18 protein-coding genes are annotated in these 26,239 nt (G+C 45.9%); 6 read left to right on the forward strand and 12 right to left on the reverse strand.

The features are described from left to right. Positions 1-63: 63 nt before the first annotated feature. Complete coding sequence (locus AC1DLI_RS12725) at positions 64-4,254, reverse strand: S-layer homology domain-containing protein (protein ID WP_477603055.1); 4,191 nt, start codon at positions 4,252-4,254, stop codon at positions 64-66. Positions 4,255-4,643: 389 nt separating this feature from the next. On the opposite strand from AC1DLI_RS12725, the gene AC1DLI_RS12730 reads away from it, so the two are divergent. Continuing rightward, the gene (locus AC1DLI_RS12730) at positions 4,644-7,307 is read left to right on the forward strand and encodes a collagen-like triple helix repeat-containing protein (RefSeq protein ID WP_477603057.1); all 2,664 of its coding nucleotides are present in this window, start codon (positions 4,644-4,646) and stop codon (positions 7,305-7,307) included. Positions 7,308-7,424: 117 nt separating this feature from the next. Here the strand turns inward: AC1DLI_RS12730 and AC1DLI_RS12735 are convergent, their stop codons facing one another. Continuing rightward, a complete protein-coding gene (locus AC1DLI_RS12735) occupies positions 7,425-8,102 on the reverse strand; it encodes a hypothetical protein (protein WP_477603059.1) in 678 nt (225 codons plus the stop codon). A gap of 159 nt (positions 8,103-8,261) precedes the next feature. Between AC1DLI_RS12735 and AC1DLI_RS12740 the strand changes: the two genes are divergently transcribed. The 3 genes from AC1DLI_RS12740 (at position 8,262) to AC1DLI_RS12750 (ending at position 12,149) form a co-directional block, all read left to right on the forward strand. Further along, positions 8,262-9,323 (forward strand): S-layer homology domain-containing protein, encoded by a 1,062-nt coding sequence (locus AC1DLI_RS12740; protein WP_477603061.1) that lies wholly within the window; start codon positions 8,262-8,264, stop codon positions 9,321-9,323. A 173-nt stretch (positions 9,324-9,496) separates the two neighbouring features. Then, positions 9,497-10,972: a CehA/McbA family metallohydrolase domain-containing protein gene (locus AC1DLI_RS12745; RefSeq protein WP_477603063.1), complete on the forward strand. Its 1,476-nt coding sequence runs from the start codon at positions 9,497-9,499 to the stop codon at positions 10,970-10,972. Between the two features lie 94 nt (positions 10,973-11,066). Continuing rightward, positions 11,067-12,149 (forward strand): HupE/UreJ family protein, encoded by a 1,083-nt coding sequence (locus AC1DLI_RS12750; RefSeq protein WP_477603065.1) that lies wholly within the window; start codon positions 11,067-11,069, stop codon positions 12,147-12,149. 10 nt (positions 12,150-12,159) lie between these two features. On the opposite strand, the gene AC1DLI_RS12755 is transcribed toward AC1DLI_RS12750, so the two are convergent. The 7 genes from AC1DLI_RS12755 to AC1DLI_RS12785 form a co-directional block, all read right to left on the reverse strand. Further along, complete coding sequence (locus tag AC1DLI_RS12755) at positions 12,160-12,804, reverse strand: ThuA domain-containing protein (protein ID WP_477603067.1); 645 nt, start codon at positions 12,802-12,804, stop codon at positions 12,160-12,162. A 12-nt stretch (positions 12,805-12,816) separates the two neighbouring features. Then, on the reverse strand, positions 12,817-14,277 hold the full coding sequence (locus AC1DLI_RS12760) for a GMC oxidoreductase (RefSeq protein WP_477603069.1): 1,461 nt from the start codon (positions 14,275-14,277) through the stop codon (positions 12,817-12,819). A gap of 483 nt (positions 14,278-14,760) precedes the next feature. Beyond that, the gene (locus tag AC1DLI_RS12765) at positions 14,761-15,291 is read right to left on the reverse strand and encodes an SF0329 family protein (protein ID WP_477603071.1); all 531 of its coding nucleotides are present in this window, start codon (positions 15,289-15,291) and stop codon (positions 14,761-14,763) included. An 83-nt stretch (positions 15,292-15,374) separates the two neighbouring features. After that, positions 15,375-15,638 (reverse strand): hypothetical protein, encoded by a 264-nt coding sequence (locus AC1DLI_RS12770; protein WP_477603073.1) that lies wholly within the window; start codon positions 15,636-15,638, stop codon positions 15,375-15,377. A gap of 38 nt (positions 15,639-15,676) precedes the next feature. Next, entirely contained in the window at positions 15,677-16,657 is a 981-nt protein-coding gene (locus AC1DLI_RS12775) for a phosphotransferase (RefSeq protein WP_477603075.1), read from the reverse strand. Positions 16,658-16,685: 28 nt separating this feature from the next. Next, entirely contained in the window at positions 16,686-17,606 is a 921-nt protein-coding gene (locus AC1DLI_RS12780) for an alpha/beta hydrolase fold domain-containing protein (protein ID WP_477603077.1), read from the reverse strand. 452 nt (positions 17,607-18,058) lie between these two features. Next, positions 18,059-18,379 (reverse strand): hypothetical protein, encoded by a 321-nt coding sequence (locus tag AC1DLI_RS12785; RefSeq protein WP_477603079.1) that lies wholly within the window; start codon positions 18,377-18,379, stop codon positions 18,059-18,061. A gap of 855 nt (positions 18,380-19,234) precedes the next feature. Here AC1DLI_RS12785 and AC1DLI_RS12790 point away from each other — a divergent pair. Beyond that, positions 19,235-20,164 carry an ABC transporter ATP-binding protein gene (locus AC1DLI_RS12790; protein ID WP_477603081.1) on the forward strand — a complete coding sequence of 310 codons (930 nt, stop codon included), beginning with the start codon at positions 19,235-19,237 and terminating at the stop codon, positions 20,162-20,164. Then, a complete protein-coding gene (locus AC1DLI_RS12795; protein WP_477603083.1) occupies positions 20,165-21,286 on the forward strand; it encodes an ABC transporter permease in 1,122 nt (373 codons plus the stop codon). Positions 21,287-21,484: 198 nt separating this feature from the next. Here AC1DLI_RS12795 and AC1DLI_RS12800 read toward each other — a convergent pair whose 3' ends face one another. The 3 genes from AC1DLI_RS12800 to glpK form a co-directional block, all read right to left on the reverse strand. Continuing rightward, positions 21,485-22,636, reverse strand: coding sequence for a cation diffusion facilitator family transporter (locus AC1DLI_RS12800; RefSeq protein ID WP_477603085.1), 1,152 nt, complete (start codon positions 22,634-22,636; stop codon positions 21,485-21,487). Between the two features lie 227 nt (positions 22,637-22,863). After that, entirely contained in the window at positions 22,864-24,549 is a 1,686-nt protein-coding gene (locus AC1DLI_RS12805; protein ID WP_477603087.1) for a glycerol-3-phosphate dehydrogenase/oxidase, read from the reverse strand. 189 nt (positions 24,550-24,738) lie between these two features. Further along, a complete protein-coding gene (glpK, locus tag AC1DLI_RS12810) occupies positions 24,739-26,229 on the reverse strand; it encodes a glycerol kinase GlpK (protein ID WP_477603089.1) in 1,491 nt (496 codons plus the stop codon). Positions 26,230-26,239 lie beyond the last annotated feature (10 nt).

A 26,239-nucleotide genomic window follows, 5' to 3' on the forward strand; every position in this document is an offset into this window, starting at 1 on the left:
CAGTCTTCTGGGGCGTATAGTAATCACCTATCCTATTTTCCGGCTTGTTCGATGGTTATCCGCTTACTTATTGTATACCCTGTAAAGCAGGACTGCGGCTTCTGCTCTGGTCGTATTCGCAAGAGGATGAAGCTTGCCCCCGCTTCCAGTAATAATGCCTTCTTTAACCATTTGGGCTAATTCTTCTGCTGCATAGCCTGCGATATCCTCCCGGTCGGCAAAGTTATCTAGGCTGTTATCCATTCCGGTTACGTTTAGCTTCTTCGCGATTGCCATAGCTCTTGCGGTCAATACCATCATATCCTGCCTTGCTATCGGCTCTTCCGGATTAAAGCGATTATCGCCTTTTCCTTTTGCAAGGCCAAGCGCTTTAGCGATACCTACGGCTTCATAGTAATAGTCTTCTGTATTCAGATCAACAAAATTCGAATCGGCTTTTGCCGTTAGCCCAAGCGTCTTGATCAGTAATAAGGTAAAATCTGCTCGGGTAACCGCGGCAGCGGGTTCGAACGTATTCTCTCCGGTTCCATTAATAATGCCTTTGGACGCCAAGATGTTTACCGAATCTTTTGCCCATGCGTACCGTTCTAGATCGGCAAAGGTTTTAAAAACAGACACTACGGCGAATGACCCCGTCCCGGCGGTTGCAAATGTGACCCTTCCTGCTGCCGTATTATACCTTCCACTAGGTACAGGCTGGGGATTTCCCTGTCCGTCTATAAACCATACCGTAATATGTTCCGGACTCTTCAATTCCTCGGCTGTCGGTTTGTAAGGTACAGATAAGATTACGGGCTTTTCTGGATTGTTATATTCTAATTTTTTCCCGTCTGCGATTACATTCAAATAGATGAACGGGTTTTGGCCAACTTTCTCCTTTACTTGTGAAGGAAGAGCCGTTATATCCCCGATACCGATGCTTAAGCCGATTTCTTTGGCAGAGACAGTAGCGCCCAAGAGCATCCCCGCCGGCACGACTATTGTTCCTAGCGCTGTTTTTATTTCTATTTTTCGGACTGCATCGGTTTTGGTGAAAAACTCGGCAGGAAGCACCGCGGTATAGGCTTTTGCTCCTTCTACCTTAGGGATATCGACAGTGATGATTTTATAGCCATCTTTATCCGTTTTTGCCTGATCAAAAGCATCCGTCATGTCCTTTATTGCCAGGATCATCTTTGCTTCTCCTGTTTTGGGGTCTAAGACCGGTTTCGAAGTGCCCGTTTCAGGCTGGCCCGTATTATCCGGTACTGCGGGCGTCCCCAATGTCCTAACCTTTACGGTATTGGACTTTTCTGATTCCCCGCTGGCGTTTTGGGCTACGATGTAATAGCTGTATTCAACACCCGGCTTGACCGTACGGTCATAATAAGCACCTACCTTGGCAGAACCTGGATTGTATACACTCTCGCCAACGGATTCCCTATAAATGTTATATTGGGTTGCATCGCCATGGGCTGCCCAGATGAGCCCGACGAACGATTCGCCCACCAATCCAGTAATCAGATCGGAAGAAGCGGAGGGTACGGGCACTGCGATAGTAAGAGCATCGCTTTGTGCCGACTCTCCCATTTCGTTCACTGCCGTTATTTTGTAGCTGTAGCCTGTTTCCGTCACACTAATGCCGTCGTCGATAAAGTCGGCCGACTCGCTGCTGCCGACCTGGGCAAAACCATTTTCGCTATTTCCTTTTCTATAAAGGTTGTAACGTTCTGCCCCTTCTACCGGATTCCATTGCATTTCGAAAGCGGAGGTCGTAACTGCACCTGCTAAAATACCTGAAGGTACTTGCGGAAGAAGCACGGGCTGATTAGTCTCGGCACTCACGCTGTCTGACTTGCCTGACTCGCCGCCAATTCCTACCGTCGATACCTTATAGAAATAGGCAGAGGAAGGACTCACCGTTTTATCGGTATATTCTGCCGTTAACGAACTGCCAACCTTATGGTAAGGGCCTTCCGGCGCTGCCGCTCTGTAGATGTTGTAGCTTGTGGCTCCGTCCGCTGCTGCCCAGCTAAGCCCCACGCTCATGCTCCTTGCTATCGATACCATTAACCCCGCAGGCACAGGCGGTACGGGCTGCTCAGGATCAAAAGTAACTACTTCCGCAATATCGGAGTATGGAGATTCGCCTCCGGCATTCACAGCTGACACTTTATATTGATAGGTAATCCCTTGAACGATCGCCGTATCCTCGTACTCTGCCGCTGCGGAGCTGGCAACGGCTTTAAATACATTGTTAACAGAAGAGGAACGATAGATAAGATAAGAAGCCGCGTCACTCGCCGGTGACCATTTTAGCGAAACAGAGGTACCTGCTGCAAAAGCTGCCGTAAACCCGGATGGACCGCCGGCTGGAGGTTCTGTTTGCGGATTTGTCGGCTTAAGGATAACATAATAGCTGCCTTTCGAAGTGCTGCCATTCGCCCCCATCGTTACCAATGACCCTGCAGAATAATGCTTTTTGTATAGCCGGTACTGTACCGGTTGATCATCCTCTATCGTCTCGCCAGTATCCTCATAGGCGGATAACCATGCAGGAATCTCAGGAATCCTCGTATCGTAAACCACATATACATCCGCATCGGCAGCCAGATAAAAGGAAAGCAGGTCGCTGCTTGCAGAGCTTCTAGACTCCATCGCTGCCCGAATCCATTCCATGCCTTTCAGCGCATCCGGAATGGTTACGAGCTTGTAAATTTTGGAGCCGGTCGTTCGATCTCCGTACTCCACGTCTCCCGGCTGAAAATTTTGCTGAACCGACCATTTGGAGGCATTTACGCCTCCGTTTTTACTATTATCGTTTATGACGACATTTCTGACCGATTTCCCGTCCATACTGGCTGTTGGCGTTGGAACGGGCGTTGGTGCCGGTTCTGTCGGCGGTATGAACGGCGGACCGGACCATGCTGCCGGGGTTAAGGGATAATTGGCAGGGAAGCCGGAAATCGCCAGCTCGTTCAAATAATCTTCCAGATGGGTATAGCCGTCTCCATTTCTGTCACCGTTTCCGTCGCTCGAATCATTCGGATTCAATCCATTGGCTTGTTCCCAGGCATCGGGCATGCCGTCCCGGTCCGTATCGGCTGGGGCAGTTTCTTTTTTCAATACAGGATACCCGCCTACATCATTCTCATGTCCAATAATCGCTCCGGTCTGGTTTCTTACATTATCAACAATCCGCTGATCAACCGCATCCCTTGCCAGAGACGACCCGGAGTGGTTCAAAACATGGTTGTATGCAGCTTCCGGCAATTCCGTATGGACGAGGGGATATTCAAACCGCTCTGGCACCATGATGCTAGGCCTGTCAGCCTCCATCATGTCTCCCCCCGTATCTGTACCGTCCAGAATACCGTTTTTATTGCTGTCGATCAGATTGTTATGGAGATAAAGCTTGTAGTTCTCATTTCCGCGTACAATTGCGTATTGGGGATCTACCGAGTTAATACCTGCAATAAAATAGTTCCCGACGACATTACCGTACCCTTTGGTACCGGATTCCCCGCCAGCTACATACGGAAACTGACCCCAGTTGTATACGACATTGTTAACAAAGTCCATCTGTCCTTTCGTTTTCGGATTTCTGTCGTTATTATGCGCATAGAGATTATGATGCATGGTGATGGTATTCATTTCAATCAGCCCGCCCATAGAGTGGGTAAGAAGAGCCTCCGATATAATCGACCACTGAACCGTTATGTTTTTCGATCTGGGATTTTCGTAATCCTTGCTTTTTATGGACAAGACTTCGTCCGTCGCCCATGAAAACGAAGAGTGATCGATGATCACATTCTGGCAGTCTTCAAAATACATGGCATCATCTTTAACGCTTAGCTCACCCATCCGAAAGGTTAAATACCTAATGACGATATCGCTGCAGTCATAGAAACGAATATTGTTAGAACGGATGGTTACGCCGTCCCCCGGCGCAGTCTGCCCCGCTATAGTGATATTKGACTTATTTCTTAATATAATCTGGGGCGTAGTAATTTCTCCCGAAATATCAAATACGATTGTGCGAGGCGTGTCCCCCACTGTCGTAAGCGCATCATAGAATGTTCCTGGTCCTGTAAGCTCATAGCTCGTGACATGATAAACCTCGCCGCCGCGCCCCCCTAAGGCAGCATATCCGAAACCTTCTGCACCTGGAAATGCCGGCAGTACGGGACTTGCCGCTTTTACCGTGGAATTCTGGAGTGGAATTATAGAAAAACACAGAACGATACAAATAATTTGTGCTAAAAACCTCTTCATCTTGCACCTCCGCTAAATGATTGATGTAATCGCTTTCAAAAATTTGTTTTGAAATTCATCCCCTAACAAGCACATGTCATTCACTTAAGATGGTTCAGCGGCTATATCATCTCTCCCGCCCCCTTCTGCTTATAGTCACGGTCATCATAACCCTAGTGAAGGGGCTGCTCAATTGATACATCCTCCACGGAATGCACAATTCCGATAATTCATTGGAATTGAAGAAATTGTATATTCCGGCGGCGATTGGTTGGTCTCTACTAGTTCTCAAAAAATATCTTCATAGACTCATAGGTATATGCCTTTCCAAGAACATTCTCATCATCATAAAATGTACAATTATTTAATTTTCAAAGAATAGTAATCCGCATTCAAGGAGGAACGAGGATTTGTCTGAGAAAAAAAAGTGTAAGCTTGTTAAGAAGCCAGACAATTGCAGAAAGCATAGAAGTTTGCAAATGAAAGTAATAGGTAATCTAGTTTCTTTCAATCGGGGAGGAGCTAGAGGCATTCCAGGCCGAGCTGGCTCGCAAGGCCGGAGAGGACCTCAGGGCATACCAGGTCCGGCCGGTCCGCAAGGTATGGCTGGTCCTCCAGGTCCTTCTCAGTTACTAGTGAATCAGACGGCATTTGTAGACCCTGTATATGGAAATAACGCAACGGCTATGCTTGACGATGAAACAAAGCCTTGGCGAACAGCCGCTGCGGCTGTGGCTGCCGCCCCTTCAAACACTACGATTGTTGTACGACCTGGATTTTATACAGAGACAAACTTGGCCAAAAACGGAATCAGCTGGGTATTTGAAAAAGGAGCCGTGGTAACTGCAGTTGGCGATCTTTTTGATGATATGGGGGCTGCAATAGCCTTTGATGTTCTTGGTGAGGGACAGTTTCTAACGAGTGGAGCAACAACTGCAGGCAGCTCTATTCTTCGGAGTTCTGGAGCCAGCACCATCCATTTTGTATGTGAGTCCATGAGCGATACGGTAGGCCATACGATCAATCTCCTTGGCGGCGGGAATTATACGGTAAACGTTAGGGAGAGCATCACGAACAGCTTTGTCAGTGGTTCTGCCGTAGTGATGTCGAGCGGAACACTGTTTATGAATGCTTTTGAGATTACGAATGACACCAATGGTACAGAAGACCTCATTCTTTTTACAGGGACACAACCGCTTAGTATAAATCTAGAAGCCACAATGATCAGCAGCGGAGGCAGGGCAGTATTTGTAACCAATAGCGCCCCGCCCCAGACGACGGTCATCACCTTGCGAGCGCGCACCATTCAAACCGCTTCTGGTTTTGTTTTTGATATCTCGCCACTTTTTAATGGATCATTTATTAGTTTCACTGTAGGTTTAGTAGGCAATTTACAAGGGGTTTCCGTCCAAGGCGGCGGTATGGTTAGTTTGAATTCGTATATATTGGTTGTCATTAATTCAACAGCACCGGCACTCAGCATTAACGGGAATACCATTTTCTCTGGTGAGTTCGATCGGATCTTTAGTCAAGGCCAATGTATCCTCATGCAAAATGGAGAGGCGATTATCCATGCCAACGTAATGAACTCCTTCCAGACGGCGAGCACTGTCATTGATCTTCAAGGCGGGCAAATGAGATTACTGGTAGATCTGATTACTAGCTCAGCAGGCTGTATTGATGTGACTGGAGGCAGCCATAAATTGACTGTGATGCAGATGTCGACAAACGGAACGACGGTTCCTGCAGTCCGCTTAGCCAATAACGGTCAGTTATTTCTTAATTTCCAGGAAATTTTCGGATCTGTGAACGGGCTCATTACGGTGGAAAGCGGCGGAAGTTTGAACATGATCGGAGAGCGTATCACGACAAATGATAATGGGAGCGGTTTAAAGACAGCCTTGCTTATTACGGATGGTTTAGTCGATGCGAACGTTAACGTTATCTCAGCTTTCGGCGTTTGTATTCATCTAGCGTCCGGGGTTGGCAATCCTAACCTCCGCTGCTATGTTAATGCGATAACCAGCTTGGTAAATCCAGACCCTGTTTTTGCTGGAACCAGCTTAATTCTTCAAGAAACAGGGAATGCCAGCATTCGGTTCAATCGAATGGATTCTTCCTTCGCCTCGCAGATGATCCGGTTGGTAAACGGTAATCTCAACATCGAAGGAGAAATGATATTAAACACCTTTTCGCCCTCTTCTATAGGAATTGTGGTGACAGGTGGTAATTTTGTTGGCAGCATTAATCAGATCCAGCTGGGCACGCGCGTGTTAGAAGCTAGTTCAGGTAATGTGACCCTTTCCTTTGTCCAGATGACAGCCTTTCAACCTGATACAGAGCGTATTATGATCTTGCTCAGCGGCAATGTTAACGCCAGAATTGTTGGTGATTTTATTCAAGGGGGCATCGATTATACAGGGATAGCCGTCCAAGACACAGCTTTGCTTGAAGCGCACATTAACGAAATGAGATTAGACGGTATCTGTGTTCAGTATGACTCATCGTCTATTTCTGACTTTTTCTTTGATAAGCTTACCATTACGGGCGGCGTAACCCTGATGGATGCAGCAGCCATTGTGATGACCGAAGGTACATTAAGGGTCAAGGGCAGCAGAGTCGATAACAGAACGGGACTTGTTACTGGAACCGGCATTCTTCTAATGAATGACGCAAGCTTCATCGCGGATATCGATTATATTCAGACATCAAGCAACGGGCTTAGAACCTCTAGCACTGGCAGGGTTCAATTATATGCGGATGAGGTCGAGTCAGAAACGGATGTCATTAACATTAATAACCTCCCTAATGGCAATAGCGCGGACTATACGTTCAAAGGATTATTTCGAACCTTTGATGCCACCGCTTCGGTTATTACAATTAATGGCCTTGAACCGCCTAATGTGCTGCGTTTAATCAATGCAACCCTTATAAGCACAGCAGGGTCTTCGATCGCTTCACCAGTTCTAGTCTTAGTAAAGAACTATGGTATTGTTACAGCAACGATTGCGCCGAATGGTACGGTAACCTTTTTATTTCCGCTTTCTGTAAATATTAATGCAGCAGTTAATTAAATACAGTCTAAATAGGGGAACAGTCAACCTTTGTGCACTCTATGCAGCAATAAAAAACGGCGGTAGTTTGAGACATGAAAAAAAGTCCCGGACTGCCGCCGATTTATTGAAGCATCATTATCTTTCTCCCACAAATCCTACCCCAAGCTTCAAGTTTGTTTGCTGCATCATTGGATCAATGGTCCATTCTCTTGCCATTAACAAGACATGTTCTTCATCGGGAAGTAGAGGATCGTCATCTTCTATCTCCGTAAACACTAACCCATGCTCCAACTCTTCAGTTGTTAATGCGCCTTGGTTAATTATCGTTTCTCCGCTCTCTCCTACATAGCTATACGCTCTGCTTAACTCACCGTTCATCGCTTTTGCCCAGGCATGATATTCTACTACTCTGTGAGTGCCAAAATAATAGGCCTCTCCAAAAATCCTGCTCAATTCGACTATGACCTTTAAGGGACTTTGCTCTGTTGGATCTGTTATATCCGGCATGAATGAATTAATAACAAGGGTCCATCCATTAACTGGCGGGCTAACGAAAAACTTCCCCTCATAGGCTCCTTCGATACCTGTCAACCAGTTTGCTGCCTGTATTTTCACAAGATTAAGATGCTTAGCTACCCCTTCTGTGTTTTCGGTCTTCACGGCAATCCACTGACACTTATAGCCAAACGGCTGCGGATAATCCGGAACGTCACTGAACAGCAAACCAGAACCAGGTGATGCCGAGTTCCTTTTTGCCCTATATACCATAATTACGGCCGCTGCCAATGCTAAAGCAATAATGAGATAAAGCATAATTTTTTCCCCTTTTCAGTCTAAGAAATTTCTAGTACACCTATTATACATAGATGATAATTATATAGTAGTATTACCCTTATTTTCCCACTAGAATAAGCTATTTTATTTTGATATTCTCATAGAGGAAATTTCTTCAACCAAGAGAGGAACATCAAAATGAAAAATGTATATTTTCGCAGTTCAGTCTTCTTCCTTCTATCCCTGTTTCTGGTTTCCCCCCTTTATTCCACACAAGTAAAGGCGGCCGAAATATCCCCATTGGAAATGTACTTTCCGACAGACATAGAAGAACACTGGGCCTATTATGAGCTGGACAATTTTGTGAATGCAGATTTGCTGCGGGGCTATGAGGACCAAGAAGGAACAGTAACGGTAAAGCCAAATAATCCTATAAGCCGTGCGGAGTTTGTTTCGATTTTGGTTCGCGCATTAGATTTGACAAGTGACTCGTCTGGAACAACGTTTACGGATGTCGAGCAAGGAAAATGGTATGCCGATTCGGTTCGGATTGCCAGCTCCTTAGGTATCGTTAACGGGATTAGCGAAACGAAATTCGGGCCTAATCAACTGATTAAACGCGGAGAGATTGCTGCTCTAGTGGTTAGAGCTTTTTCTTCCTCTGTACAATTCAAAGAAGAGACGGAAACATATCCCGATGTACCGGATTATTACGCTAAACCATTCATTTCCCAGGCAAGCCAAGCCGGCATTGTGCGTGGAGTGAGCAATACGGAATTCAAGCCTTTCGCTAATGCAAAACGGTCTGAAGCTGTAGTCATGCTGCAGCGTGCCTTGGATTTGCAAAACAGTGAAATACCCGAAGACAGCCTGCTCACTGCTGCTATTTTAGGTTCAGAGGAGAAGGAAAATCAAATATTCAGAGAAAAAACATACGATCAATTTGATGCTGCATATGCGCAGTTTTATACGGGTTATTATTTAGCGTTAAGTAAAACCTCTTCTGAAGAACTGCTTGCGCTTATCGAGCAAGGGTATGAAATTGAAATGGAAAAACTCAGCGATCAACAGCTTAAGGTCATAGAAAAATCGGATCGGTTCGCCGTAATTGAGTCTTCAGGCGGCAGCTATAAGGCAACAACCACGATAGACAATGAATCAAACACGGAAACAGTGGTAACCGACGGCATTTATTATTTGAAAAAAATGAACGACGACAGCTGGAAAATCTACATGTACTATCAAGATGAACAGCAGTAATAGACAGCATAAAAAGGAGTGTGAACAGTAAGTGTTCACGCTCCTTTTTTTTTTGCATTCACACGATGAATACTTTACGAGGCTTACAATATTACAACATATTGAATGATTTAAGATAACAAACTGTAGTTATCATAGAAACCGAACATAAAAACAAGAGGAGTTGAGAGATTTTGAAATTGAAACGTAAGGCTTTGCCGATGTTGGCGGTAACCGTGCTAGCCACAGCAGCGTTATCTGCACAAGGTTTTAACAACGGCTTCAAAACACCTACGGTGGAAGCAAAATCTACCAAGAACATTTCTTGGCTCGCAGGCGATCACCATGTTCATAGTGAATGGAGTGTAGGATGGGATAATTCTACGAATCCTCCAACCGCTATCAAAGGCGGAGATGCCATTTACCCGATTACTAAAAATGCTCAAATGGCAGAGTCATACGGACTGGATTGGATGGTCTCTACTGACCACGGCGGCCCGAACCATTCGAAAGTAAATTTAGAGCAGGCATATCCCGAGGTGCTTAAAGCACGTGAAGCTGTACCCGGCCTAACTTTATTCTATGGCATGGAATTTGATACTCCGCAGGCCGATCACAGTTCATTAATCATTCCAAAAAACGATCAAGAATCACAAATCCTTTATGATATCGAAAGTAAATTTAATAAGCGCGATCCGTTTCCTACTGATCCGAGCCGGGATACAGAATCTAATATGATCGCTGCCTTAAACTACATGAAAAATTTAGCTGAGCCTCCCGTTCTTTTTGCAAACCACCCTGCCCGCTCAGCCAGCGGTGCTAGCGTTTGGGGCCAAGATACTCCGCAAGAGTTCCGCAATTGGAACGATGCAGCACCAAATGTATCCGTTGGTATGGAAGGGGCACCCGGTCATCAAGCTGGTGCGATCAATTCAGACGGTTCCATTGATCCGAATGGCAGCCGAGGCGGATATGGCAACTTCGCAACCATGGGCGGTTTTGATCAAATGAGCGCTAAAGTGGGCGGTCTTTGGGATTCCATGCTCGGAGAGGGAAGACACTGGTGGATTACGTCTACATCGGATTCCCATGTAAACTGGCGTGATGGCGGCAGTGATTTCTGGCCAGGGGAGTATTCCAAAACCTATGTGAAGGCAGAGAATACTCACGCGGATATCCTGGATGGATTAAGAAACGGCCGCGTGTTCGTAATGACGGGCGGATTAATCACTGAATTGGATGTAGATGTGAAATCTAATGATAACCGCGCGAGCATCGGTGAAACATTAGAGATCAAGAAGAGCGGTAAAAGCGATGTGACGGTTACCATTACCTTCAAAGACCCGAACGCAAATAACAGCCATGGCGATAATCCGAAAGTGAACCGCGTGGATCTTATCATGGGCGACGTAACCGGAATAGCGGAAGACCGTTCAACGGCCGTAAACCCAACTACAAAAGTTGTAGCTAGGTTCGACAAGAGCGATTGGAAGCAAAAAGGCGAGTATGTGACAATCACCTATAAATTGAAAGACGTGGACAAGGATAGCTACCTTCGAGTTCGAGGAACGAATACCAGTGAGCTTGAACCAAGCCTTGATCCTAAAGGTGAAGACCCGTGGACTGATCTTTGGTTCTATTCCAATCCGATCTTCATGAATGTGAAATAATATTAAACGCACTCTATTGGTCAAAGACGGGGAGTTCTGTTCATTCGCTCCTCGTCCTTTCATTATGATCGTACAAAAAGGATGTGTCTCAGCATTGAAGTTTACATGGTTATTCTTATTATTAGGCCTTGTTCTCGTAAACGCGTCGCCTGATGTGAGCGCACACAGCAATAACAGTGAGGGCTATTCTACGATAAATGTTCATGATCAAAGGATTAGTTATCGGCTTCAACTCGATTTTATTGAACTAAGCCATGCCATTGGTTTCGAGGTGGATGAACAGAAAATTGACAACCTTGAGGAATTAAATAAAATCATCTCTCAAAACAAGGTTCCACTCGAACAATATTTGGATACTCATTTACTCGTATACGCAGATAACCATCCCGTTGAAGGAACACTCAACCAAGCGGATGTTACATTGGTCAATGAACGGCCATTTATTGATATCATGCAATCCTACTCTGTTAGCAAAGAACCCGAAATTTTAATTGTTGATTACAACGTTTTTTTTGAAGATAGTGATCCGAGCCATGCGAACATGGCAAAGGTTCAAATGGGAGGAAAACAACAGGAGTTTATTTTCACCTACGAAGTTAGAGAGTTGAACGTTGGAGAGATGAGTTTTATAACCCAAGCGAAACAATTTCTTTCGTTAGGATTAAAACATATCTTCACGGGTTATGACCATATCTTATTCGTTATCAGTTTACTTATTGGTGCCAAAACGATTCGACATATCTTTTACCTCGTTACATCCTTTACGATTGCTCACAGCATCACGCTAGCCCTAGCAACCTTAAATATCGTTCAATTGCCTGGGGGACTGGTTGAATCTGCAATCGCGTTAAGTATTGTTTATGTCGCACTCAAAAATATCTTCCAACCCGAATCCAAACACGCTCCTTGGATTGCCTTCGCCTTTGGATTAATTCATGGCTTTGGGTTTGCTGGAATCTTGTCAGAACTAAATTTAGGCGGAAGCCATTTAGCGGTCTCACTACTGTTTTTTAACCTTGGGATTGAAGTTGGGCAGATTCTCATTGTATCTTTGGTTTTCCCGCTTTTTCTTTTCTTAAGTAAACGCTTGGTTAACATAAATAAGTGGTTTATGCCGAGTGTATCCATTGTAGTGCTACTCTTTGGATTCATATGGTTTGTTCAAAGAGCGTTCTAATCAGGCGATATCACCTTGCAGCCCACAACATTCCCCTTTGCATAAGCGTCAACACTTCCGGCAGCTTGACGATATCTGCCGTATGGCCGATTGCATTGTAAAAAACGCGTCCCTTGCCATAGTTTTTAACCCATACGACCGGCATCATGACAGGCCGCCATACTTCCGGGGAAATACATTTGTAATAAGAAGTCGCAAGCACGCAAATAGAAGGATCGATCAGCATAAAATAATGCTCGGTCGTCAGAGTGAAATCGGGCAGCTTTTTGGTTATAAAATGATTTCGATCCATGATCCTGACCGTAAAATGATAATTGGGATGTGCAGCAAAAACGCCCCCAACCATTAATTGATAGCGCTGCTCGCATGGAAAGGCATAGCCCATTCCTCCATGCAGACCAGCGACGCCCGTGCCATTAGAGACCGCATGCAAGAAGTTATCAAGCTGATTTTTTGTAATCGTCCCTTCCGTATAGTTCGGGATGATAAGGTCAAGCCGATCAATCTTTTCTTTATCGTCCATTACATCCCAGCTTGAATGCTGTTCCACCTCGAAGCCTTCGGATAGCAATAATCCCGTCAGCAGCGCCCCTACCTCCTGAGGCTGATGCGGCTCAAAGCCGCCCGAGACAATGAGCGCTTTTTTCTTTGTCATGGATAGCCCCCCTTACCTTAGCGGCAGACTTGAGCTTTGTATAATATAATCCGCCGTACGTATAGCCAGCGCTACAGTGGTTAGCGTAGGATTTGCGGTTCCGCTCGTCGGAATAACACTATTATCGGCAACAAACAAACCGGAGACTCCATGCACCTCACCATAGGGATTTGTCACAGAAACAGCGGGATCAACCCCCATCCTGCAGGTTCCCCCGTCATGAATCGCCTCGATAAGAGGCCCTTCTGTTTGATCGACCTTATTTGCATGCATAGCTGTGAACAGCTGCCTGACCCCTAGCCTCATTTGCCGGATAATGTCTCTATCCCTCTCGCTGTATGAAAAGTCCACCCGAATGTCAGGTACGCCGTACTCGTCCGTTTTCGCCCTATCCAGCGTGACCTGATTATCATAACGTGATTCCACTTCGCCAAAAGCGCCTGCAACTACTCTTAATTCCTCCTGCAGCGGTTTTACGAGATACTGTTGATAGGCGTTGAATTCCTCCGGCGGACCGCCAATCATCACTTGATAAGGACGACCCGGTTGACCTGGCAGCAAAATACCGAGTGCGCCGAGCACCTCGGGAAATTGTCTCCGGTCGAAATAACCCGTCAATCCAAGCAGGGAATGCGTAGTCAGGTAATGGCCAATGGCTTGCCCTGGTATGCCGGAGGCTAACAAAAGGCGCGGACTTTGAAATGTACTCGCCGATAAGATGACCTTTTTCGCTTTTAACGTATATGATTTCTTATCGGGTGACATTACTCTTACGCCTGCGACCTGTTTTCCTTCGGTTAAAATTTCCACAGCATTCGCATGAACCGCCAGATCATACGGCCTGCTGTTTAACGCCTCGGCAAGATGGATAATGGTGCTGAAAGCGGCATTGGAGTATAGCTGCCCGTACTTGGTTGATTCTCGGTCAACCGCAATGGGCATAGAAACGGCTTCCGGAAACCCGTATGCATGAAGACGGTCCAATAAAATAGAAGTATAGTAAGAGCCTGATTGGTAGGATGAGGAGACCCTCATTGCCCTCTCGGCGACGGAATAATAGTAAGCCAGCTCCTTAGCTGGCACAGGCCAGTCAACCGTTTCTGATGCAGGCATTCGCGGTGACACCAGCTGCCATGCGAGCGTTCTGCCTCCTAAGGCGAACAGCTCTCTAAAGAGAGTTTGATTTACGGGAGACGAGACCTGATCAAAGTATCGTTTAAAGCGCGGGAGAGAATAAGTAGAGATATTGTAAAAATGAGTGGGAAGCAGCAATCCACCCTTTTCGACCATGCCGATTTTTTTTCCGTTTAACCCCCAGCTCCGGCATAAACGGGAGAGAACTGCCCCGCCTCCCGCTCCCGAACCGACAATAAGGACATCATATTCGGTTTGTTCCATTTGCTCCAAAGGAATGAGCGGAATCCATTCATTGTTTAGTTCCGTGTCGTTCCGCTGTGAATTGTTCGTTACCATGCTCCATCCCCCTTTCAGCCTAAAACCCGCCTTCAACAAGATAATGGGCTAATAACCTAAACAAACCATATGCTTAGCGAAAAGAATATATGCTTTACTTTTCGTTTCTAAGCTCTTCCTGAATGTGAAAATCGACCGTCGCTGTTCCTCCACCCCCTCACCTCTCACGCGTATTCTAGCTAATAGATATTACTTCTTTTACACAGACTAAAATTCACAAATCCTTCCGAAGGATATAGGTAGATGTAAATGCGCAGCCAGCCAGAGGTGATCAATCTTAGGAGGGGAATGCATGAATATCATGGTAAACATTCGATATCTATGGCATGATTGCTGGTTTAATTATTACCTAAATCTATTCAACTCTTGTTTGTGTGAAAGACATAAGTCCTATCTGCTGAGAAAATCAGAATATCATCACTCTAGAAAAAGCCATCCTGTTTAAGGATGGCTTTTTCAAATTACTCGGGCTGATTTTCCCCGTCAGGATAAATTTATCTCTTGGGGCTCGATATACTCAACAAGAATCCTTATGATAAGTAATTTATTAACGATGGGATGATCGTCACGTATGCATATCAGTCTTTGTTTTCCCAATCTCCTATCTAATATGGATAATGCTCTTATGATTGGATTCGTTGATGCTAAGGCTTCATTTATGGAAAGGTTAAGATACTCTTCCACAGCATAATAAAATTCAAATTGACTATGGATACCTTGCCTTACCATTTCTTTATCTGCAATACGAGAAGCACGATAGTAGTTTTCTCTTTGTGCAGGTTCCGAATCATTCGTTGAATGGCTTTGCTTACTTAATTCTGAAGCAAGAGTATTACGTTTATATTCTCTATTTATAGTACAAAAATCATGAATCATTTCATTATCAAAAGTAATCCACGCTTTTCCTACCTGATCATGTGTCCCTCTATATCTGGTACTGTGAAATACAATCCGCCTTCTCAAGGCGCTGCATACTCTAGAATCAAGTTGTTTTTTTAATTTACTCCACTGCAAGTATTTTCACCCCACTCCAAGCCTATAGACCTTGCCATTTAATTAGAGCTAATTCATACAGCCAAATTAGTGATACTTCGTTCTTAGTTGTTCATCATCATGTCATCAAATATTTTTCTATAGTGTTGCAGCTCAAATTGATCCTCTAGCAAAGCCATTCTACTCCAAAAACTCCCCTCATCGAATTCTTCGAAATCATTAATGGAGTACTCCGCTAGATTATGAAATGCATGCGCTATTCGGAAATTCATATTAAAGTTGTCTTCACTGAAATTACCGCTGATTTTTATATCTAGGAAAGCTTGATAAATTAGCGTTCTGTAAGCTTTCTTCTTTAATTCATTCATTTGATCAACTCCTTAATCCTACTAATAGGCGCGAATGTTTATAAGTCACCAAGCATTACAGGAAGCTGCTCATCATTTTCAGCTAGCCAAGTCATTTCCTCAGCAAACCTGGCCTGAACCCTATTATGGTGTTCCATACTTGCGTTAATCCACCAAACAGACTCCAAATACCATAACATCCTTAAGGAGCTAACTATCTTTCCGGCGGGAAATTCATTTACGGTACGATAACCCTGGAGAAAAGCCGAAGCGAGTTCGGTTCGGAAGTTCCCATTATGTAATGACCAAGACAAGATAGCTCTGGCAACATCTAATTCCGGATAGTCATAATTTAACCGATCAAAGTCGAGCACGGCGGAAACCTGATCCTTGTCAAACAATAAGTTATCCACCCATAGGTCACGATGACTCCATCCCGGTATGGATTTTCCAAAAGATTCAATGTCTATCGTCTTGGATAAATTCATTTGCAGCTCGATATGGCTAATTAAATTCATGTTATTCTTACTTTTTAATTCCTCGATCACGTTGCTCCAGTGGCTGATTCTCTCTTGGCGATTTTGTGGTATAAATTGCGTGTTTCCTTCTTCGCGGAGAGAACCATCATTCAATATCCGATGCATCCTGCCTGTGACCCGGCCGAGATCATACATTTTGTCTATGTTCATGTCTTTTGGTTTCACGATTTCCCCGGTACAAAATTGCATAATAACAAACTTTTCATCCGAAAAGGTATGTAGAATAGTCCCATTTATAGCTAGCAATTGTGGACAAGGCATACCCGACTCAAACAATCTTTGCTGCTGTTCCAGCGCCCGAATCAAAACATTCTCATTCTTATATCTTTTGGAATGGTATTGCTTAAGCAATACATCACCTTGATCTGTTTCCAGCTTCCATTTTAAGTTCAGCCAGCCGAGCGAAATCGGCGCCCATGAGACGATTTTAAAACCAAATAATTGCTCTGATTTCTCTTGCAATGTTAATAATAACGGATGAATGACGGCTTGCTGGTCCATGTTTGTTCACCTAGCTTCAGATTATTTTTTAAGACAAACATTTCTGCAGGAAGCTCTCCACTATTTCAAGAGTTTCATCCGACCAGAAGGCAGGTCCGCCATGATCAGCCCCTTGTATCTGGTAAAATTCCGCATCTTTCGCGTTCTCCTTTAGGCAGTTGTATAGCAAAATGCTTTGCTCAAAAGGAACCAATCGATCCTTGTTGCCATGAATGATTAAGATGGGAGGAATGGAAACCTGTTCCGACACATAATTCATGCAAATCGTGGGCGCTGCTTTGTCCAGGTTTTCCAGTACATTTAATCCGCCGATCAACATGCCTTCCGGGCTTCCCGGCCCAATATGATCCATGGTGGAATGAGCCCTATTCATTTGACTAATGTCTGTAGGTGCATAATAATCAATAACGCCATTCACCCGGCAAGAATATTCTCCGAGCAATTCCGTATCCAGTTCCTGCTCCTGCCAAGTAAGCCCCGTCATCACGGCCGTGTGTCCTCCGGAGGAATCCCCCCATACAGCAACTTGGTCGGGATTGATTTTGTATTGGGCTGCATTTTTACGCAAAAAGCGAATCGCGGTTTTGGCGTCCTGTATCTGTGCAGGAAAAGGTGCCACCTCCGATGGCCGATATTCGGCAATGGCCACTGCGTAGCCTTTTCTAGCTATCCACGATAGCGACGCCAAATTGGCTTCCAGTGTTTGCTTTCTCCATGCTGATCCCTGAATAAAGACGATCAACGGCCATGTTTTCTCCGGTCGTTCGTGCTGAGACGGCAGTAAGAGATGCATATGCAAAGGGTATCCTTCCCGTACGCAATATTCCTGGTTGTACACCACGCTGCAATAAATAGCCTCTTCATCGAAAGATAAAATTTTCATCCCGTCCGCAGTTGCACGAGAAGCTGGGAAATCCTTATAGCCTAATTTTCGCGGTTCGATCATCATCCTGTATTTCCCCCTTGTCATGATTCATTCCCATCATAGTACCATCTATTTCTTCCATTTACTTCAATAAAAAAGATAGAAAAATAATACTTCCTCAGCCTTGTATTTCGTAGCTCACACTAATTATATGCTTAACAAAACAAACAAAAAGAGTAAGATGTTTGTACATAATTTCATATTTTCCACTCAACAGCCATGAGAAATGGCAGCCGATCCCAGTTGGGCCGGCTGCCTTTCTTTTCATATTAATAGATCATAGTTCATCAATAGTAAAACCATGTCCATCGTAATCGACATCAAAGCTCCATAGACGTACATCCCGTTAACAAAATGAAAATAATCATCACAATAATCCTCATGAAAAACTCCTTAATGTTCTCCCGGCTAGTATATAACCATTTCCTCTTACATCATTGATCCTATAGGCTTCCAGCTATTTAGTCATGTTAAACCTATAAATCCTCAAATCCAGCCACTATAAAAATAAAAGCGCTGATAGCCAAAATATGAATGATAGAGAAAACAATATGTATAGAAATGACCTTCCAATCTTTCCTCGTAAAATTTGAGCTTCCCCGCATTTTATAAATGCAAAAACTGAATAGATAAGTAACGAACAGCGATTGAATTAACCATTTTGAAACGGTGATCATTGCTGGCGTGTTATTGACATTCGGTATCAAAAACCAATGGAATGGCTCAAATACCAAGGAACTTAATAGAATAACCCATGCCATAAAATGAATCGGCAAAGCGATTACGATATTTTTCAAAATTGGAACCATCCCTCTTTCTTAAACGGTATATCATCCTAAACGTCAGAAATTAGAAAAATGTTACTTATTTTACAGCGAGCATCAAGCTGCTATCACTCTTCGTGCACCTTCGGGTAAATTAACGGGAAAAACCCCTGTTATATTTGCTGAGACGGTTTGATCGCCACAGTTAACAGGATTTTCTCCTGCTAATTCAGTTGATTATCCCTGCAAGGGGATGAAAAAGCGAAATTAAAGGGATTATTTCCAGTTAATATGGTAACTATGCCTGCTGCTGACGAATTAACAGGAGGTTTTCCCGTTAATGTGAATTTTCAGCAGCCAAGCTTCTCGGAAGAAAGCTTTTTTTTCCAGCATCCAGCAGTCCGCACGCACCTCGTCACTCTATCACTTGTTGATCAACTTTTATCTCCATAGCAGCTTTACAGACTTGTTCAGATCTTATAACAGACAATATTTCCCTCTCCTCCTACAGACGGAGTCCAAAAGCATGCTCAGGACCGTACTCTCATAAAATGGATACGGTTAAAATAACGGTAACCGAACAATTAACCGGATTCCCCTGTCTTTCGAAGCAAGGTTTGCTTCACAAAACTTAAGCTTATGCTTTCGATGCGAGTTTTGCTTCACAAAACTTAAGCTTATGCTTTCGATGCGAGTTTTGCTTCACAAAGCTTAAGCCTATGCTTTCGAAGTGAGTTTTACTTCACAAAACTTAAGCCTATGCTTTCGAAGTGAGTTTTGCTTCACAAAACTTAAGCCTATGCTTTCGATGCGAGTTTTGCTTCACAAAACTTAAGCTTATGCTTTCGAAGTGAGTTTTGCTTCACAAAACTTTGAGGAGGTTACATAATGCCCGTGTTAGAGGTGCGGAATTTAAAAAAAAGCTTCGGAGCCGTCAGCGCCGTTGCCGACATTAGCTTCACGGTAGAGGCCGGCGAGGTGTTTACGATTATCGGTCCGAACGGTGCAGGCAAGACGACTACGCTCGAGATGATCGAAGGGCTTCAGGTCCCTGACGCAGGCCAGATCGAGTTCGGCGCATTAAATTGGGCCAAAAACAGCGAGCAAATTAAAACATCCATCGGCGTCCAGCCACAATCCAGCGCTTTATTCGACCTACTCACGGTAGAAGAAAATTTAGATTTGTTCGCTACCTTTTATCCGAAATGCAAGCCAGCAGCGGAAGTCCTTGAGATGATTAATCTCACCGATCAACGAAACAAGCAGGTCAAGAAGCTCTCCGGCGGCCAAAAGCAGCGGCTCGCCATCGGACTCGCGATCATTAATGACCCAATTATTATATTCCTCGATGAACCGACCACAGGGCTGGATCCGCAGGCCAGACGAAATATTTGGGACATTGTGCTCAAGCTTAAAGCACTCGGCAAAACGACTATTTTGACGACGCATTACATGGAAGAAGCCGAGAAGCTGAGCGACCGCGTCTGTATCGTTGACCAAGGCAAGATCGTTACGCTGGACACACCGGCTGCCCTAATTGACCGTCTTACGAAGGAACGCGAGGTCAGACTCACCTTTCTCGACGGAGCGGAGGCCGCCATGGAGACTGAAAAGATTGCACAGCTCCAGCCCGCAGTCGTCAGAACGAGCCGCGAGGGCGACGCGCTCCAGCTGTGGACGACACAGCCAGAGGAAACCCTTTATGAGCTGTTCGGCTTTACAAAGGACCGCGGTTACCGCGTCGAGCAAATTTCCATTCGTGAAATGAGCCTGGAGGACGTATTTATCGCCTTCACCGGAAAGGAGTGGAGGGATTAGATGAGCAGCGCAAAGCAATTTTCCAAAATGTTCGCTGCACAAATGAAAATGATGTTTCGCGAGAAACAGGTATGGTTCTGGAATATCTTTTTCCCGATTATTTTAATGGTCTTATTCATGATTATTTTCGGGGGCGGCTCGAGTGACAGCTTTAAAGCCAAAATCGCTATTGTCGATTCGCAGCCAAATGCAGCCTCGGCGATGCTGCTGGAGCAGCTGCAGCAAATCCCGGTGCTTGAATTCACGGAAGAGCAGCCCGTTACCAAGGAAGCCGGCAATGAGCTTGTTGAAAACCAAGATATCGCCGCTCTCATCATTCTTCCCGAATCGGACAGCTCCACGACGATACAGCTAATCGTAAACAAAGCCGATGAGCAGGGCGCAACGACGCAAGTCGTCGCCGGCATATTGGATCAACTCATTCAACAGACGAATTGGAAGGTTGCCAATGCAACACCTATGTACAGCTTAACGAGAACTGCGATTTCCTCCGGCGCTGATGATTTAAGTTACGCGGACTTCCTGCTTACAGGAATGATTGGTCTGTCCGTGGCACAGGGCGGCCTGTTCGGCATGGTTGGCCTTGTTGAGATGCGCAGGAATGGCTTGATGAAGAGGCTGCGAATGACGCCGGCCAAAATGGGGCTTTACGGACTATCGGGCATGCTCGTTAAGCTCATTCTCGGAATTTTTCAAATCATTATCCTAACGTTGATCGGCGTTTTCGGCTTTGGCGCCAATCTCCATATCAACGTTCTCACTTTAGTCATTGCCTTCATTGCTGGCGGATTGGTGTTTAACGCCATGGGTTATCTCTTTTCCTCGTTCAGTAAAACCATTGAGGCCTATATGGGGTATGCCAACATTGCCAGCATGCTGATGATGTTTCTAAGCGGCGTTTTTTTCCCGCTCGAAACTTTGCCGACCTGGCTGCAGCCGGTCACGCAAATGCTTCCGCTCACCTATTTCGTCGAAGGTATGCGTGACGGCCTTATCTATAATTCCGGAGCAGCTTCAAGCACATTCTGGATAGGCATTGGCATCATGGTGCTCTGGGGCGTCGTGTCTTTCTTGGTAGGCTCGCAGGTGTATAAAACGAAAGCTGCTTCTGATGTCCAGTAAACGAATGATATCAAGCGTAAACGGCTGTCGCCGTCCTCTGTGGCAAAAGCAGTCGTTTCGCGGAGATATATAAGCCCATTTATAAGTGAAAACTTATAAATTCTTATATATGAAAAAACAGCAGGTCGATGTGCTTATCCCTATAAGCATCAGCGGCCTGCTGTTCTAGTTATAGCTTTAATTAAAATCTCTTCGCCTCTACACTTTTAATTCAGGATGCAGCAGCAGCGACTTCTCGATTTGAATCGTCGTATGCTCGATTTGAAACTCCTCTGCAATTTGCCCAATCGCTTCCTGCAGCACGATTTGGCAATCGACGGTATCCTCTACGACAAGGTGGCAGCTCAAGGAATCGAGCCCGGAGGTAATCGTCCATATATGGAGATCATGCACCGCTTTTACTCCTTGAATTTGAAGCAGCGTCGCCTCAACCTGATCAGCATCCACATTCGCTGGCGTTCCTTCCATCAGAATATGAACGGTCGATTTGATGATTCCCCATGCGCTTTTCAAAATAAGCAGCGCAACGATAACACTGATGATAGGATCCGCAATGTACCATGAAAATAATGACATCAGTATGCCGGCTATAATAGCTCCTACCGATCCGATTGCATCGCCAATGACATGGAGATATGCGCTTCGAACATTTAAATTGTCCTTCACATCCGCTTTCCTCATGAGAAACCATGCGCTTGCAAGATTGGCGAGCAGGCCAACGCCGGCTATAATCATCATAGTCCCGCTTGCTACGGCAGGCGGTTCTCCGAATCGCTTGAATGCTTCTACAATGATAAAGGCAGCAATAACAAACAGCGTAATGCCGTTCAGCAGCGCGGCCAAAATTTCAAAACGATGAAAGCCGTAGGTTCGGCTTGAAGATCTCGGGCGCACGGCAAACCACATGGCCGCCAGGCTTAACGCGAGCGCCGCAGTGTCGCTAAGCATGTGTCCGGAATCAGATAATAGCGCAAGTGAGTTAGTTACTAACCCTCCAACAAACTCTAGAACCATGATGCCCGCAGTTATGACCAATGCGATCAGCAGKCCGGCTTTATTATTAGGCGCATGCGAGTGTCCATGATGGCCATGCGAATGACCATGATGGTGTCCGTGGTGATGACCGCCGTGCGAGTGGCCACCATGGCTGTGCTTGTCATCTTTTGACACTGCTTTCTTTATGGCCTCATGCTTATGGTCATGTCCGTGGTGTTCATGGGATTGTCCTTGCTCATGAGAATGGCTGCATGACTCGCCGCCGTGATTGTGAGTTTGCCCATGCTGTTCTTTTTCCCCATTGCCAGCAGCCCGTAAGCTTGGTTCATGTTTGCCATCATGTGATTTGCTCATACCGTTTTCCCCCGCTCCGTTGCGCCAGACCTTATTAGTCTGCTTCTCAACTGTCCGTTTCATAACCGATTTCGTTTATAAAATAACATATGAACATGTGCTCATATGTATTATATGTAAAATATCCTATTGTTGCAACCCATTTTGATGCACAAAAAAAGAGGCGCATTTCTGCGCCTCACTCAGCTTTTTATCAAATAGTAGTACAACCCCAATTAATCATTCGGTTAGCTGCGCAGCGGCTCAACGGCTTCTACCAGCTTTTCCTCAAGCTCCGCTGTATAAACAGCTCGCTGCTCCCCGCTCCAGCCGAGACGATCCGCCATTGCAGCAATAACCGCTTCCTTCCACTGCTTCACGTATCCGATTCTGAAGAACAAATCGCCAGTACGGCGAATGAAGAAATCTACGGGCTTCACAGTCATTTCCGCTTCTAGAGAATAGCGCAGCTGAACCGCCAGCACTAGCGGTAGTTCAAAAGCAGCAGCCCATTCCGCCGTGCTCTGCGACATCGCGAAGAGTTGGTCGACATTTGAACCGTAGCGTCCAACAAGATAAGCCGACTCTTCCTTCGTAAATCCATATTGGGCGCCTTCGGCTGTTTTCTTCTGCACAAAAGGCTCAAAACCGTTTGATCCGCCTAAGTCTCCGCCTGACATCGGAATCGCTTTGGTTTTGCTTTTGGCAAAATGAACAGTGCTGCCTTCCTGAGCTAGCAGCTCGACGACCTTATCGACGACCGTCTCCGCCATTTTGCGATAGCCTGTCAGTTTGCCTCCTGCAATTGAAATCAAGCCGGATTCTGATACGAAGATTTCATCCCGGCGGGATATTTCCGAAGGCGACTTTCCTTCCTGCTGGATAAGGGGACGAAGACCTGCCCAGCTTGATTCCACGTCGGCTTCGACCAGCTTCAGCTCGGGAAACATAAAGTTTACTGCCTTAAGCAGATAAGTGCGATCTTCCAGCGTCATGACGGGATTAACCGCATTTCCTTTATAGTTGGTATCCGTTGTACCGAAATAAGTTTTCCCTGCGCGTGGAATTGCGAACACCATGCGGCCATCCGGCGTATCAAAGTAAACCGCTTGCCGCAAAGGAAATCTGCTTTTATCAAATACAAGATGAACGCCCTTGGTTAGGCGAAGTGTTTTCCCTTTCTTGGAGCCGTCCATTTCACGGATATCATCTACCCAAGGGCCGGTTGCATTTATAATCTTAGACGCCGTAAGCTCATATGATTTACCGCTAACGGTGTCTTTAACCAACGCGCCCGTTATTTTATTATCCTTGCCGTAACGCAGCGTCTCCACCTTCGCATAATTGACCGACAAAGCGCCTGTTTCCACTGCCTTTTTCATGACTTCAATCGTCAGCCGCGCATCATCCGTACGATATTCCACATAATAGCCGCCGCCCTTCAAGCCATCGCGCTTCAAAAGAGGCTCCTTCGACAGCGTATCAGCTGCACTCAGCATCATGCGGCGCTCTTTTCTTTTTACTCCTGCCAAAAAGTCATATACCCGCAAGCCGATCGATGTCGAGAATTTACCAAAGGTACCGCCTTTATAAAGCGGCAGCAGCATCCATTCCGGCGTCGTCACATGCGGTCCGTTCTCGTATACGATAGCCCGCTCCTTGCCGACCTCTGCCACTACGCCAATTTCCAGCTGCTTCAAATAACGCAAACCGCCGTGAACAAGCTTCGTCGAACGGCTCGAAGTCCCCGCTGCAAAATCCTGCATTTCCACCAGCGCAACCTTCATTCCACGTGCCGCGGCGTCAAGCGCGATGCCCGCTCCCGTAATACCGCCGCCTATCACTAATACATCTATCTGAGAATGCTGCATTTCCGCCAGCACTTGCTCCCGGCTTTGCGCAGCAAAGCTTGTTTTTTTCTGATTGTTCTTCATTCTTGTTTCCTCCCGGTCCTAATATTGATAGTGTTCTGCCAGATGCCGCCGGCTACTCGCGAATAACCCAAAATATAAACAAAAAAACCACTCAAACCGCTTCCGAGGCCCCCTAAAGGGGTTTGGAAGCGGTCATCGTGGTTTCTCCTGGTCTCCAACCGTTATTAACTTGGATACATTATAGCATAATTATTGCGCAAAAGCCATGGCCGCTTTGACCGCACGATGCCAGCCAGCGTATAGAGCATCACGTTTCTCTTCCTCCATCGCCGGGACAAATACTTTATCGACCTGCCTTAGCTCCGCAAGCTCCTGACGGTTTTTCCAGAATCCAACCGCAAGCCCCGCCAAATACGCAGCGCCAAGCGCAGTGGATTCATTGATAACCGGACGCTCTACCGGCACGCCGAGAAGATCACTTTGGAATTGCATGAGCAAATTATTATTCACCGCTCCGCCGTCCACTGACAGCGATTGCAGCGGCAAGCCTGATTCCTGCTCCATAACGGATAATACATCCTTGGTCTGATAAGCCAAGGATTCCAAAACCGCGCGAACAAAATGTGCCTTCGATGTTCCCCGCGTCAAACCGAAAACGGCTCCTCGGACATCGCTGTTCCAATAAGGCGTTCCTAACCCAACGAAAGCAGGAACGACGTAAACACCGTCCGCAGATTCGACCTGCTCTGCAAGCCCTTCCGTCTCAGAGGCCGATTCGATGAGCTCTAAACCGTCACGAAGCCACTGAATGGCAGCTCCGGCGACAAACACACTGCCTTCAAGCGCATACTCGAGCTTGCCGTCTACCTCCCAAGCAATCGTCGTTAGCAGTCCTTTCTCGGATACAATCGCTTTTGTGCCTGTATTCATAAGCATAAAACAGCCGGTGCCGTATGTGTTTTTCGTGCTTCCTTCTTCATATGCATTTTGGCCGAACAATGCTGCCTGCTGATCGCCAGCCGCTCCGGCTACAGGAATGCAGCAGCCAAACAGCTTCTCATCCAACTGGCCATAAATTTCTGAAGATGAACGAACTTCCGGCAGCATCGCTTTTGGAACCTGCAAAATTCGAAGCAGCTCGTCATCCCAGCAGCGCTCATGAATGTTAAACATTAGCGTTCGAGCCGCATTGGATACATCCGTTACATGCACCGCCCGGCCCGTTAGATTCCATATGAGCCAAGTATCGATCGTACCGAATAACAGCTCACCATTCTCGGCGCGCTCCCGCGATCCCTCGACCTGCTCCAGCAGCCAGTTCACCTTCGTACCTGAAAAATAAGCATCAATAAGCAGACCGGTCTTCTCATGGAAGACTTGCTCATAGCCATCTTGCTTAAGCCTGTCGCTGATGCCTGCCGTTTGACGGGATTGCCATACGATGGCATTATACACCGGCTGACCCGTTGCTTTATCCCACACAACCGTCGTTTCCCGTTGATTCGTTATTCCGATTCCTGCTATTTGGTCAGCGGTAATGCCTGTTTTAGCCATAACCTCGGCGATTACCTTCTTCGTCGATTCCCATATAAACAACGCGTCCGCCTCGACCCACCCCGGATGCGGGTAGTGGAGCGGAAGCTCCTCGCGAGCCATATTAACGATAGCACCGCTTCGATCGACGAGCAGCGCCCTCGTGCTTGTTGTCCCTTGATCAAGCGAAAGCATATAAGTTTCCATTCCTATTCCT

It is taken from the genome of Paenibacillus sp. 01T443 (genome assembly GCF_056398325.1).